This is a genomic window from Roseovarius sp. B08 (assembly GCF_051417955.1).
Lineage (GTDB): Bacteria > Pseudomonadota > Alphaproteobacteria > Rhodobacterales > Rhodobacteraceae > Roseovarius.
Genome location: NZ_JBPRLW010000001.1, coordinates 2871062 through 2884411, shown reverse-complemented (window position 1 = coordinate 2884411; position 13350 = coordinate 2871062). Strand labels below are relative to the sequence as shown.

At 65.6% G+C, this 13350-nt stretch carries 11 protein-coding genes, 1 tRNA gene and 2 pseudogenes; 13 read left to right on the top strand and 1 reads right to left on the bottom strand.

What is annotated here, in order from left to right; genetic code table 11:
- Window positions 1-175: 175 nt before the first annotated feature.
- The 6 genes from ACSQ76_RS14700 (at window position 176) to ACSQ76_RS14675 (ending at window position 6367) form a co-directional block, all read left to right on the top strand.
- On the top strand, window positions 176-772 hold the full coding sequence (locus tag ACSQ76_RS14700; protein WP_306129107.1) for an exopolysaccharide biosynthesis protein: 597 nt from the start codon (window positions 176-178) through the stop codon (window positions 770-772).
- The gene (locus ACSQ76_RS14695; protein ID WP_437157166.1) at window positions 769-1746 is read left to right on the top strand and encodes a cytochrome c oxidase subunit II; all 978 of its coding nucleotides are present in this window, start codon (window positions 769-771) and stop codon (window positions 1744-1746) included. Before ACSQ76_RS14700 ends, ACSQ76_RS14695 begins: the two co-directional genes overlap by 4 nt.
- A 95-nt stretch (window positions 1747-1841) precedes the next feature.
- Window positions 1842-4352 carry a cytochrome c oxidase subunit I gene (ctaD, locus tag ACSQ76_RS14690; RefSeq protein ID WP_437158215.1) on the top strand — a complete coding sequence of 837 codons (2511 nt, stop codon included), beginning with the start codon at window positions 1842-1844 and terminating at the stop codon, window positions 4350-4352.
- 10 nt (window positions 4353-4362) lie between these two features.
- The gene (locus tag ACSQ76_RS14685; protein WP_437157165.1) at window positions 4363-4734 is read left to right on the top strand and encodes a hypothetical protein; all 372 of its coding nucleotides are present in this window, start codon (window positions 4363-4365) and stop codon (window positions 4732-4734) included.
- Window positions 4735-4778: 44 nt separating this feature from the next.
- Window positions 4779-5297, top strand: a complete 519-nt coding sequence (locus tag ACSQ76_RS14680; protein ID WP_437157164.1) for a cytochrome c oxidase assembly protein — start codon at window positions 4779-4781, stop codon at window positions 5295-5297.
- Window positions 5294-6367, top strand: a complete 1074-nt coding sequence (locus tag ACSQ76_RS14675; protein WP_437157163.1) for a c-type cytochrome — start codon at window positions 5294-5296, stop codon at window positions 6365-6367. The genes ACSQ76_RS14680 and ACSQ76_RS14675 overlap by 4 nt, the downstream gene beginning before the upstream one ends.
- 135 nt (window positions 6368-6502) lie before the next feature.
- Here the strand turns inward: ACSQ76_RS14675 and ACSQ76_RS14670 are convergent.
- Window positions 6503-6592: transfer RNA gene (locus tag ACSQ76_RS14670), tRNA-Ser, on the bottom strand.
- 202 nt (window positions 6593-6794) lie between these two features.
- Here ACSQ76_RS14670 and ACSQ76_RS14665 point away from each other — a divergent pair.
- The 7 genes and pseudogenes from ACSQ76_RS14665 to ACSQ76_RS14635 all read left to right on the top strand — a co-directional run bounded on the left by ACSQ76_RS14665 (window position 6795) and on the right by ACSQ76_RS14635 (window position 13252).
- Window positions 6795-7733 carry an SPOR domain-containing protein gene (locus ACSQ76_RS14665; RefSeq protein ID WP_437157162.1) on the top strand — a complete coding sequence of 313 codons (939 nt, stop codon included), beginning with the start codon at window positions 6795-6797 and terminating at the stop codon, window positions 7731-7733.
- Between the two features lie 14 nt (window positions 7734-7747).
- Window positions 7748-8913 (top strand): annotated as a pseudogene (locus ACSQ76_RS14660) (D-alanyl-D-alanine carboxypeptidase family protein).
- Window positions 8910-9536 carry a dTMP kinase gene (tmk, locus tag ACSQ76_RS14655; protein WP_437157161.1) on the top strand — a complete coding sequence of 209 codons (627 nt, stop codon included), beginning with the start codon at window positions 8910-8912 and terminating at the stop codon, window positions 9534-9536. Before ACSQ76_RS14660 ends, tmk begins: the two are co-directional and overlap by 4 nt.
- A complete protein-coding gene (locus tag ACSQ76_RS14650) occupies window positions 9536-10693 on the top strand; it encodes a DNA polymerase III subunit delta' (protein WP_437158214.1) in 1158 nt (385 codons plus the stop codon). Before tmk ends, ACSQ76_RS14650 begins: the two co-directional genes overlap by 1 nt.
- Before the next feature lie 22 nt (window positions 10694-10715).
- Window positions 10716-11522: a TatD family hydrolase gene (locus tag ACSQ76_RS14645; RefSeq protein ID WP_437157160.1), complete on the top strand. Its 807-nt coding sequence runs from the start codon at window positions 10716-10718 to the stop codon at window positions 11520-11522.
- Window positions 11522-12318 (top strand): annotated as a pseudogene (locus tag ACSQ76_RS14640) (MBL fold metallo-hydrolase). Before ACSQ76_RS14645 ends, ACSQ76_RS14640 begins: the two are co-directional and overlap by 1 nt.
- A gap of 4 nt (window positions 12319-12322) precedes the next feature.
- Window positions 12323-13252, top strand: coding sequence for an AEC family transporter (locus ACSQ76_RS14635; protein ID WP_437157159.1), 930 nt, complete (start codon window positions 12323-12325; stop codon window positions 13250-13252).
- Window positions 13253-13350: the final 98 nt, after the last annotated feature.

The following is a 13350-nucleotide window of genomic DNA, read 5'->3' as shown; positions in this document are numbered from 1 at the left end:
AAGCAGCAGGCGCATTGCCCGGGGCGGGAACCTATCGTGAGCACCGGCGTTGTATCTGCGATACAAAAAGGCCGAAGATGCATCACCGACAATCTGCAAGTTCTTCTACTCCGGTCGTGCCCCCCGGATCGTGCGGCGTGGATCGTGCGCAAGGCCGTTTGCGAAGGCATGTTCCGTGAGCCGCAGCCTTCAGACTCCGACCAACCATCCACTGACCGACGTGATAAGCCGAATTCGGTCCGTGGCGGACCGGCCCGAGGTTTCTGTCGGTACGATCCTGGAGGCCGCGGGCCAGGCCGGGGTGCTGCCGCTGATTTTCGTGCCTGCGCTGATTGCGGCGACGCCGCTTTCTGGGATTCCGGGTGTCTCGATGGTGTGCGGCGTGCTGATCGCGCTGTTCTCCGCCGAGTTGATCCTGGGGATGAAGGAATTCTACCTGCCGGACCGCTTGAAGCGAAAGACCATCGACGGGGACAAGCTTGATCACGCCATGAAGCGGATCACGCCGGTGATGCAATGGATCGAGCGCCATACCGGCCAGCGCCTGTCCTTCCTGTTTCACCGCCCGCTGCTGTGGGTGCCGCAGGGGATTTGCCTGCTGAGCGGGATGGCCATGCCGTTTCTGGAATTCATCCCCTTTTCGGGGTCGGTCGCGGCCACGGGCGTGTGTCTGCTGGTGATGGCGATGCTTACCCGAGACGGTGTGGTTTTCGTGCTGGCGCTGCTGCCTTACGCGGTGGGCGCGTGGCTGCTGGTGCGGTTCCTGCTGTGAGGGGGCCGGCCGTCGTCCTGCTGCCGCTTTTCGTGCTGTGTGCCTGTGACCGGCCGCAATCGGTGCTGGACCCGGCGGGACGCGATGCCGAAGTGCTGGCGACGCTGTTCTGGGTGATGCTGGCCGGAGCGGTGGTGTTGTGGGTGGCGCTGAACGGGTTGATCCATTTCGTGACCAGGATTGCGCCGCGCCCGCTGAACGCCCGCGCCGCCGAGGCGCTGATCATCGGCGGCGGCGTGGTGGTGCCGGTGATCTTGCTGTCGATCCTTCTGGCTTATGCGCTGAACGATATGCCCAGACAAAGGGATAGGGGCGAGGGGCTGCGCGTGGAGGTGACGGGCCATCAGTTCTGGTGGCGCGTGGCCTATTGGCCGGAAGGCGCGGAGACGCCTATCGTGACGGCCAACGAGGTGCGGCTGCCTACAGGTCAGCGCAGCGAGATCACGCTGAACGCCGAGCGGGTGATACACTCGTTCTGGATACCCGCACTGGGGGGCAAGACCGACATGATCCCCGGGCGCGAGACGCGGATGTCGCTGGAGCCGACGAGACCGGGTGAATACCGCGGGCAATGCACCGAGTTCTGCGGCGAAAGTCATGCGTACATGGCGTTCGGCGCGGTGGTGATGGAGCCCGAGGCGTTCGAGGAGTGGTTGGAGCGGGAGGCGGCGCCGGCGGTCGAGCCGGCGACCGAGAAAGCGCGGCGCGGAGCGGCGTTGTTCCTGTCGGAGGGTTGTGGCGGTTGTCACGCCGTCAGGGGAACAGCGGCCGAAGGGCAGGTGGGCCCGGACCTGACCCACCTTGCGTCGCGGGTCTCGCTGGCGGCGGGCATCCTGCCGATGACACAAGACGCGCTGCGCAACTGGGTGCGTGATCCGGCGGAGTTCAAGCCCGGTGTCGAGATGCCGGGATATGACCACCTGTCGGAGGACGAACTGTCGGCGATGGCGGCCTATCTTGGGGGACTGGAATGAGCGAGACGAACACCCTCCGAGATTCCGCGCGACATGGCGATGGCGGCAAGGTTTTCGACGCCGGGCCCGAGGGCACCTATCCGCCGACCGAGGAGATGCTGGACGCGCCCGTCGACCCGGAGGTGAAAGCGAGGCGCGAGGCCGAGCTTCGCAAAGCCTGGGAGACGCCGAAGGGCTGGCGCTATTGGTCGGCGGTGAACAATACCGAAGTGGGGGTCTGGTATTCGCTGACGGCCTTCTTCTTCATGCTCTGCGCAGGTGTATTGGCGCTCTTGATGCGCATCCAGTTGGCAGTGCCGGACAACGATTTCCTGAGCGCCGACCGTTTCAACCAGTTCTTCACCATGCACGGCTCGGCGATGATGTTCCTTTTCGCCGTGCCGATGTTCGAGGCGGTTTCGATCCTGATCCTGCCCGCGTTCCTGGGGGCGCGAGACATGCCGTTTCCGCGTCTGTCGGCCTATGGCTACTGGTCGTTCCTGATCGGCGGAATCTTCGTGCTGGGCTCGATCCTGTTCAATGTCGCGCCCAGTTCGGGCTGGTTCATGTATCCGCCGCTGGCGACCGAGCAGGAGGGGATCGGGCCGGACATCTGGCTGTTGGGGCTGTCGTTCATCGAGGTCGCGTCCATCGCGGCGGCGGTGGAGCTGATCGTGGGAACGATCAAGTGCCGCCCGCCGGGAATGCGCATCAACCTGATGCCGCTTTACGCGTGGTACGTGCTGGTCGTGGGCGTGATGATCCTCTTCGCCTTTCCGCCGCTGATCGCGGGGGACTTCCTGTTCGAGCTGCAACGCTCGATGGACTGGCCGTTCTTCGATCCCGACCGGGGCGGCGACCCGCTCCTGTGGCAGCACCTGTTCTGGATCTTCGGGCACCCGGAGGTTTACATCGTCTTCCTGCCGTCCATCGCCATCGCCGCGATGATCGTGCCCACGGCGGCGCAGCGGCCCATGGTGGGATATTCCTGGATCGTGCTGTCGGCGGTGGGCGTGGGGTTCCTGAGCTTCGGCCTGTGGGTGCACCACATGTTCACCACCGGGCTGCCGTCGCTGTCGCTGGGCTTTTTCTCGGCGGCGTCCGAAGCGGTGGTGATCCCGACAGGCGTGCAGATCTTCGCCTTTGTCGCCACGCTGATGGTGGGCCGGGTGACGATGAGCCAGCCGATGCTGTGGATCGCCGGCGCGCTGGCGATTTTCACGGCGGGCGGGCTGACGGGCGTGATGGTGGCCATCGCGCCCTTCGACTGGCAGGTGCATGACACCTATTTCATCGTGGCGCACCTGCATTACACGCTGTTCGGCGGCATGGTCTTTCCGATCATCGGCGGGATCTATTATTTCTACCCGTTCATCACCAAGAAGAAGATGTCGGACCGGCTGAGCAAATGGGCCTTCTGGCTGACCTTTTCGGGGTTCAACATCTGCTTCCTGCCGATGCACCTGACCGGGTTGCAGGGGATGCCGAGGCGGGTGTTCACCTATCCGGAAGCCGCCGGGTGGGACGTGCTGAACATGGTGTCGACACTGGGCAGCTTCATCTTGGCGGCGGGCATCCTCGTCTTTGCGTGGGACCTTTTGCGCCCCAAGGGCAAGCAGCCCCTGACCGAGCGAAACCCGTGGAACGCGGGCACGCTGGAATGGTCGCACGACGTTCCCGAAGAGGCGTGGGGCGTGCGGTCGGTGCCTTATATCGCCTCGCGCTATCCGCTGTGGGAGCAACCGAAGTTCCTGGAGCGTTTCGATGACGGCAAGTTCTACATCGCCGACGCGCCGGAGGGGAGGCGCGAGACAATCGTGACCTCGGCGGTGGATGCGGTGCCGCAGGCGGTGGTGCAGGTCACCGGGCCGGCATGGGTCACGCTGTGGGCGGCGGCGTTCACCGGCGGGGCGTTCATCCTGCCGGTCTTCAAGTTTTACTGGCTGTCGGCCTTTTCCGGCGCCTGTGCGGTGGCCTGCGTGATCTACTGGCTGTGGACCTCGACCGCGCAGGTGCCGAAAGACCCGATGCGGGACGCGGGCCTGGGCCTTCGCCTGCCGGTCTACGTGACCGGGCCCAAGGCGCCGGGGTGGTGGGCGGTGTTCATCACCATGCTGGGTGATGCGACGGCTTTTGCCAGCCTTGTCTTCGGCGTGTTCTTTTTCTGGACCGCGCGGCCGGATTTCCCGCCCGAGGGCGCGCCGCTGCCCGAGATGACCTGGGCGCTGTCGGCCATGTTGGCCTTCGTGGTTGCGTGGGGCGCGACGGTGGCGGCGCGAGAACTGAACCGGGGCGGGCGACAGGGCGTGGCACGCTGGTGTATCGTCGGTGCCGTGCTGGCGACCTGCGCGGCGCTGGGCGGCATGTGGCTGGCGATTGTGATGCCGGGGCTGCAACCCGAGACGCACGCCTTCCCGGCGGTGATGTACGCGCTGACGGTTTGGACCTCGGCGCATTGCGTGCTGGCGATCGTGATGCTGCTCTATTGCCTGGCGGGTAGCGTGTTCGGCAAGCTGACGCAGCTGTATGATGCCGATCTGCGCAACACGACGCTGTTCTGGCATTTCATGTGCCTTAGCGGCGTGATCACCACGCTGCTGGTCGGCGTGGCCCCGAGGCTGATGTGAGGCGGAAAAGATGACCGAGGAAACCCCGTTCCGGCACGAGAGCATTTGGCACATGATCGCGGCACCCACCGTCTGGACGCTGCATTTCGCGATCATCTACGCGATCACGGCCGTGGAATGCAGCAAGATCGGCACGCCCGATCTGGCGCGGCTGTCGATCCTGGTGCTGACCGTGCTGGCGCTGGCGCTGATCTGCTGGATCGCCTGGAGGGCGTGGGTGCAATGGGATTACCTCGACGATCAGGATTACGTGCATGACAAGCCCACTGTCGAGGCACGGCGCGAGTTTCTGGGCCATGCGGGGTTCCTGTTGAGCATCGCGTCGGCCATCGGGGTTATTTTCGTGGCGATGCCGGCGCTTTTCATCGAGACCTGCCTGTGAGGTTGGCAGGGATCTCTGCGCTGGCGTTGCTGGCTGGACTGTACATGCCCCCGTGGGAGGCGTGGCTTGGGCCTTTCCCGGCGCACATGCTGCGGCATATGGGGCTGGTGGCGGGCGTGGCGCCGCTGGCGGTGCTTGCCTGGCCGGGTGCCGCGCGGCGCTTTGCCGTGCCGGTGATGCTGGCGGCGGTCGTCGAATTCATCATCGTCTGGGCGTGGCACCTGCCGCAGCTGCACGGTTTCGCGCAGTTGACCTTCGGCGGGCGGGTACTGGAACAGGCGGCGTTCCTGTCCGCGGGGTTGGCGGTCTGGTCCGGGGCGCTCTACGCGCGTCAGCCCCTGGTGGGGGCAGGGGGGCTGTTCCTGACGTCGATGCACATGACGTTGCTCGGCGCCTTGCTGGTCCTCGCGCCCGGCGACCTTTATGCCGAGATCTGCGGTCGGGCGCCGGACCTGTCGGGGCAGCAGTTGGGCGGCATCCTGATGCTGGCCATCGGCACGCCGGTCTATCTGGTCGGGGCGCTGGTGCTGGCGGCGCGCGTGATAAGGGAGGAGACGGCGTGAGATTGTTGCGGGAACTGCACGGCAGGACGGTGATCGCCATCGCGGGCGCCGCCGCCGTGCTGGGGCTCGCGGCGGCGGTGCTGATCGTCGGCGTCGGCCTGTTCAACGTTTCGGCGCGGCACGGACACTGGCCGGGCGTGACCTGGGCCATGCACACCACGTTCGAAAGCTCTGTCGCGTTCCGGGCGCCCCCGAAAAGCGCGGTGCCGGACAACCTCGATACGCCGGACATGGTGGCGCTGGGGGCAGGGCATTACAAATCTGCCTGCATGGAATGCCACGGCGCGCCGGGCGTTCCGCGCAGCGCCACGGTGCAGCAGATGCTGCCGGAACCGCCCTCGCTGGCGTTGGTGGCCGACCACTGGAATGCGCCCGAGATGCACTGGATCATTCATAATGGCATCAAGATGAGCGGGATGCCCGGCTGGCCTGCCGACCGGAAGGATGACGTCTGGCCGCTGGTCGCTTTCCTGCGAGCGCAGAAGGGGATGACTCCGGACACGTGGGAGGCAATCACGGACGACACCGAGGGCGGTTGTGCGGTATGCCATGGACGGAACGGCGTCAGCGAGAACGTGCAGGTGCCTCGGCTGGATATCCTGTCGGAAGAGTACATCGCCCAAAGCCTGGCCGCGTATCGCGACGGCACGCGTGACAGCGGGATCATGTACGAGGTGATGAGCCAGCTTCCGGCCGCATCGGTCGAGCGGCTGGCCCGGACGTTTGCGGATGTCTCGCCCGAGGGCACGGCGATTGAGCCGTCGGAACTGGCCGAGCAGGGCCGGGCTCTGGCCTTTGCCAAGGGTGGCTCGCAAAGCGTGCCGGCGTGCCGCGCCTGTCACGGGCCGTGGCCCGAGCCGATCAACCCGGCCTTCCCGTCGCTGGCGGGGCAGCACGCACCTTACCTTGCACAGCAGCTGACGCTGTGGCGCGAGGGCAATCGCGGTGGCGGACGGGCGGCGGAGCTCATGTTCAAGGCCTCGAAGGACCTGACCGACCGTGAAATCGAGGCGCTGGCGGCCTATTATGCGAGTCTTGAGCCTGCCAAGCTCGACGACACGGCGGACTAGGGTTGGGGAATAGTCGCTGGAGCTGCGTGTCTGGCGAAACCCACGGTATTCATGACGCTTTCCGGGCTGAAACGGTCCTGATTTCTCTGAAATGAAATTGAGTTTAACGGCTTGCTCGTCTGCGTGCCGAGCAGGTGGCGGAGGCTCAGGGATTCGAACCCTGGGGACGCTTTCACGCCCGCCGGTTTTCAAGACCGGTGCATTCGACCACTCTGCCAAACCTCCGCATTGGGACGTGTTACTGTGGCTTCGGCGATTCTTAAAGGCATCAGTTGTCGTGGATTTTGGCTGGAATCGCTTTGCAGACTTTTCAGAACGGCCCGGAGCGGTTATTCTGTATGCAGGCGCAGGCAACTGCGCGCTCGAGCAAACGCCGGAAAACCGGCACCCGCACCCAAAACGGTGCATGACAGGCAAGGGACGAAACATGATATTTCAATGGACGGGCAAAGGTGCGCGCGTGCGCCTGATCACCGCCTCCAGCGTGATTGCGCTGGTTCTGAGCGGTTGCACCGAGGGCGGAGAATTCGGCCTTTTCAAATCGCAAGCCAATGAGACCGACGAGGTGACCTCGGCGGACAACTCGGTCAAGCTGATCGAGCGGGACGTGGAAGCGCCGGATGTCTTCCAGGTGACCGACAAGGGCCTGTGGGACGGCCGCCCGTCGCTGGGCGGTGTATGGGTCGCGCACCCCGACGTGCAGGAGCCCGAGCGCGTCATCATCCGCAACACCAAGAACGACAAGTTCGTGATCGGCGCGCTCTTCCGCCGGGAACGCAGCAATCCGGGGCCGATCTTTCAGGTCTCTTCCGATGCCGCCGATGCTCTGGGCATGCTGGCCGGTGCGCCGTCGCAGTTGAACGTGACCGCCCTGCGCCGGGAGTCCGCGCCGGACCCCGAGGCGCTGGCTGCCGCCGAGAGCGAAGGTGAGACCGGCTCGCTGGCCCCTGCTACGGTCGAACAGACCACGCTGGACCCGCTGGCCGGGGCTGCCGCCGCGATCGAAAGCGCCGAGGCCATCGATCCGGTGAGCCCGGCGACCCAGACCGCGGGTACGACGCCCGCCGTGGCCACCGAAGCCGCCCCGCAAGCGACCCCCGCCGCGGCGACGCCGGTGCAGGCGGGCTCGTCCCTGTCCAAGCCCTATCTGCAGATCGGCATCTTCTCGGTCGAGCAGAATGCGCGGAATACCGCCACCGCCATGCGGCAGGAGGGCATGGTGCCGACCGTTAAAAAACAGAGCTCGCAGGGCAAGACCTTCTGGCGGGTGATCGTGGGACCCGCGCAGAGTGCGTCGGAACAATCTGTCCTGTTGAAAAAGGTCAAGGACGTCGGTTTTGATGATGCATACGCTGTAGCAAACTGATACGGGACCTGCCCATGACCCTTCTTGCACGACTTCTGACCGCCTGTGTCGCGGTGATTGCGCTTTCCTTGCCGGCGCAGGCTTTCGACACCAGCGCCAAGGCCGCGTATGTGAAGGATCTGGGCACCGGGACCGTCCTGCTCAGCCGGAACGCCGACGAGCCTTTGCCGCCGGCCTCGATGTCCAAGCTGATGACGCTATACGTGGCGTTCGAGGCCATCCGCGACGGGCGGCTTTCCCTGCAGGAAAAGCTGCCGGTGTCGCAGCACGCGATGAGCTATGGCGGCTCGACCATGTTCCTTGACACCACCGACCGGGTGAGCGTCGAGGATCTGTTGCGCGGGATCATCGTGCTGTCGGGCAACGACGCCTGCGCCGTGATTGCCGAGGCGCTGAGCCCCGACGGCACGGAGGCCGGGTTCGCCCGGTTCATGACCCAGAAGGCGCGGGACATGGGCATGACCAACTCGACCTTCGCCAACTCGAACGGCTGGCCCGCCGCAGGACACCGGATGAGCATGCGCGACCTTGCGATCCTGGCCGAGCGGCTGATCGTGGACTTCCCCAACTTCTACCCGATGTTCGCCGAAACCGAATACGAGTTCGACGGCCGCGCGCCGCAGAACACGCAGAACCGCAACCCCTGCTGAAGCTGGGGATCGGGGCGGACGGCCTTAAGACCGGGCATACCGAAGCCGCCGGCTATGGGCTTACCGGCTCGGCCGAACAGGGCGGGCGCCGCGTGGTGTTCGTGCTGTCGGGATTGGAAACCGCTGCCCAAAGAGCACAAGAGGCGGAAGCCCTTGTGAACTGGTCCTTTCGCCAATTTGCCGAAAAAGAGATCGTCAAGGCCGGCAGCGAAGTCTCGCGCGCCAACGTCTGGATGGGAAGCACGGCAACCGTAGGGCTGACCCCTGCCAAAGACCTGACGACGCTGGTCCCGGTGCTGGGCTCGGACAACATGAAGGCCGAGGTGGTCTATGAAGGCCCCGTGAGCGCGCCCATCGCGCAGGGCGACGAACTGGGCGAGCTGGTGTTCACGCCCGAGGGGCTGCCTGAAATGCGCGTGCCGCTGGTGGCCGCCGAAAGCGTCGCGGTGGGCGGCTTTGCCGTGCGGCTGAAGACCGTCGCGGGTGTGCTGTTGAAACGCTTGCAACAGGGGCCCGAGGGTGCGCTTTGAGCGGGAAGGGCCGCTTCGTCACCTTTGAAGGCATCGACGGGTCGGGCAAGTCCACGCAGGCCCGTATATTGGCAGAGCACCTGCAAGGCACGGGGCGCGAGGTGATCCTCACGCGCGAGCCGGGCGGCAGCGAAGGCGCCGAGGAAATCCGCAAGCTGGTGCTGGAAGGCGCGGCCGACCGCTGGTCGGCGGAGACCGAATTGCTTCTGTTCACCGCGGCGCGGCGGGACCACCTTGAACGGCTGATCGAGCCTGCACTGGCGGCCGGGAAAATGGTGATCTGCGACCGTTTCGCCGACAGCACGCGCATGTACCAGGGGCTGAGCCGGGGCGATTTGCGCCAAAAGGTCGATGCGCTGCACGACCTGATGATCGGGCGTGAGCCGGACCTGACTGTCCTGATCGACATGGACCCGGGCACGGGGCTGGAGCGCGCTTTGTCGCGCGGCGGCAGCGAAGAGCGGTTCGAGAGCTTTGGCGCCAGCCTGCAGGCGCAGATGCGGCAGGGGTTCCTGGACCTTGCGGACGAATTTTCAGACCGCTTCGTTGTGGTCGACGGCAACCGTGGGATCGAAGCGATTGCGGCGGATGTGCGGGCTGCGGTAGAACCGCGCCTGACATGATGGACCGTGACATCCCGCTTCCCGACCGCGTCGAAGGCGCGCCGCACCCGGCCGAGACCGCTCGCCTTTACGGGCAGGAGGCCGCGCAGGGCGCATTTTTGCAGGCGTTCAACACGGGGCGGTTGCATCACGGCTGGCTGATCCATGGGCCTCGCGGCGTGGGCAAGGCGACGCTGGCCTGGCGGATCGCGCGGTTCCTGCTGGCCACACCGGACCCCGAGGCGGATGGCGGGGGGCTTTTCGGCGATGCGCTGCCCGCGCCCGTCAGCCTGGAAATTGCGGACGACCACCCGGTGACGCGGCGCGTGCTGGCGGGGTCCGAGCCGGGGTTGCACCTTGTGCGGCGCGGCGGGCAGGGGAACAGCGACAATGATCGTCAGAAGAATTTCGAGGAGGGCAAGTTCTCGCGCGAGATTCGGGTGGACGAGGTGCGCGAGCTGGCCGATTTCGTGAACCTGAGCGCCGTGGATGGCGGGCGGCGGGTGGTCATCATCGACGCCGCCGACGAGATGAACACCTCGGCGGCGAACGCGCTGTTGAAGATGCTGGAGGAGCCGCCGGCGCGCACCACGCTGCTGCTGATCGCGCATCAGCCTGCGCGGCTGTTGCCGACGATCCGTTCGCGCTGCCGCGAGTTGCGACTGGACCGGCTGAGCTCCGAGGACGTGATCGCGGCGCTGGACCAGGCGGGGATCGACCCCGGTGGCCAGGCACCGGGACTGGCGGAGCTTTCCGGTGGCTCGGCCGGCGAGGCGGTGCGGCTTTACAACCTCGACGGGCTGAAGATCTATGCCGAGATCGTGGGTCTGGCGGCAAGCCTGCCGATGCTGGACCGGCCGCGCGCGATCAAGCTGGCCGAGGCGGCGGCGCAGCGCGGCGCCGAGCAGAAACTGGACCTGCTGCTGGCGCTGATGGACATGTTCCTGGCCCGCGTTGCGCGGGCGGGGGCCACGGGCATCCTGCCGCCCGAGGCCGTGTCGGGCGAGGCCGAGGCGATCGGCAAGCTGGCGGGCAACCCGGTTCAGGCACGGGCCTGGGCCGATTGCGCGCAAGAGGTCGGCGCACGGGCGCGTCACGGGCGGGCGGTCAACCTTGACCCTGCGGCCCTCGTGCTTGATACGGTGTTCAGATTGCAGCAGACCGCTACATCCCTTTGAGCACCGTCACATCCAAGGCCCCATGACCGACCAAGTCCAGATCACCGACAGCCATTGCCATCTTGATTTCGAGACCTTCGACGAAGAGCGTGACGACGTCATTGCCCGCGCGGTCGAGGCTGGCGTCACCCGCATGGTCACGATTTGCACCAAGCTGCGGCTGGAGCCGCAGGTGCGGGCGATTGCCGAGGCGCATGACGAGGTCTTCTATGCGGCCGGGACCCATCCGATGAGCGTGGCGGACGAGCCGATGGCCTCGGTGGACGAACTGTTGGCGCTGGCGACGCATCCCAAATTTGTGGGTATCGGCGAGACGGGGCTGGATTATCACTACACCGCCGAGAGTGCGGATGCACAGCAGAAGAGTCTGCGCCTGCATATCGAGGCGGCACGTCAGACCGGCCTGCCGCTGATCATCCACGCGCGGGATGCCGACGAGGACATGGCGCGTATCCTGACCGAAGAGCACAGGGCCGGCGCATACAGCTGCGTGATGCATTGCTTTTCGTCCGGCGCGGCGCTGGCCAGGACGGCGCTCGACCTCGGCTTCTACCTGTCGATGTCGGGCATCTCGGCCTTTCCCAAGAGCCAGGAGTTGCGCGACATATTCGCAACCGCCCCGGTGGACCGCATATTGGTGGAAACTGACGCGCCCTATCTGGCCCCGCCGCCCTATCGCGGCAAGCGCAACGAGCCGGCCTATACCGTGCACACGGCCAAGGTGGGGGCAGAGGTTTTCGGCATGGACTGGCCCGACTTCGCCGCACAGACGCAGGGCAATTTCGACCGGCTGTTCTGGAAGGCCGCCCAATGGAAAGCCGCCGCCTGATGGGAGAGACGCGGTTCACCATCCTGGGCTGCGGGTCGTCCGGCGGCGTGCCGCGCCTTGGCGGACATTGGGGCGATTGCGATCCCGAGAACCCCAGGAATTATCGCCGCCGCTGCTCGATGCTGATCGAGCGCGAGCGCGAGGACGGCATCACGCGCGTGCTAATCGACACCTCGCCCGACCTGCGCGCGCAGCTTCTGGATGCCGGTGTGGGGACTCTTGATGCGGTGGTCTATACCCATGCCCATGCCGACCACGTGCACGGGCTGGACGATCTGCGGATGATCGTCTTCAACATGCGTCAGCGCCTGCCGGTCTGGGCCGATGGCGACACGCAGAATGCTCTGTACGCGCGCTTCGGTTATGCCTTCATCCAGCCAGAGGACAGCCCCTACCCGCCGATCCTCGACATGCACACGATCAAGGGCGACGTGGTGATCGAGGGGCAGGGCGGGCCCATTACCCTGCGGCCCTTCGAGGTCAACCACGGCTCGATCGACGCGCTGGGGTTCCGGGTTGGCGACCTCGCTTATCTGCCGGACGTGGCAGCGATCCCCGACGAAAGCTGGGACATCCTGAAAGGGCTGGATTGCTGGGTTCTCGACGCGCTGCGACGCACGCCGCATCCGACACATGCCCATCTGGAGCAATCGCTGGAGTGGCTGGCGCGCGCCGCCCGCGCCGCGGCGTGCTGACCAACATGCATATCGACATGGACTACCAGACCCTTGTCGACGAAACCCCCGACCATATCACCCCGGCTTTTGACGGCATGGTGATCACCTACAGGGACTAATCCGTTGCAGGCCCTGCTGGACGTCATCCTGCCGGTCTTCATGGTCATCGGGTTCGGCTACGTGGCGGTCTGGCGCGGCTGGTTCAGCCAGAGCGGCGTCGACGGGCTGATGAAGTTCACCCAGAGCTTTGCGATCCCCTGCCTGCTGTTCGTGGCCATTGCGCGGCTTGATCTCGGACAGCATTTCGACTGGCGGGTGCTGCTGAGTTTCTATGCCGGAGCATTATCTGGCTTCGCGCTGGGAATGCTTGGCGGCCGGTTCCTGTTCGGACGCCCGTGGGAGGATTGCGTCGCCATCGGCTTTTGCTGCCTGTTCTCGAACTCGCTCCTGCTGGGGCTGCCGCTGACCGAACGCGCCTACGGCCCCGACGCGCTGGAGGCGAACTATGCGATCATCGCGATGCACTCGCCCTTCTGCTATGGCGTCGGGATCACGACGATGGAGATCGTCCGCGCCAAGGGACAGGCCGGTGCGGGGTTTGCGATGCGGGTGGCGAAGGCGATGTTTTCCAACACGCTGATCCTCGGCATCCTGCTGGGCTTTGTCGTCAACCTGAGCGGTCTGCCTTTGCCTGGAACGGTGAACGATGCGCTGGATTTGCTGGTGCGCTCGGCTCTTCCCGCGGCGCTCTTCGGATTGGGCGGGGTTCTGGCCAGCTACCGGCCTGAAGGCGATCTGCGGCTGGTGCTGTACCTGTGTCTGATCGGTCTGGTGGTACATCCGCTGATCACGCGGGGTCTGGGCCTTGCCTTTGCCCTGCCGGTCGAGGCGACACGCTCGGCGGTGCTGACGGCGGCGATGGCGCCGGGGATCAATGCCTATATCTTTGCCAGCATGTATGGCCGGGCAATGCGGGTGGCGGCGACGACAGTGCTGGTGGCGACGGCCCTGTCGGGGCTGACGATCTGGCTTTGGCTGGGTCAATTGCCCTGAATTCGCGTTTTGGTCAAGCGTGACCGACCCCGGAAGGGCGCAGTTTGCATGTTAGGCTTTGACCGCGCGGGCGATCCCATTGCATCCTGTGGCGGGTG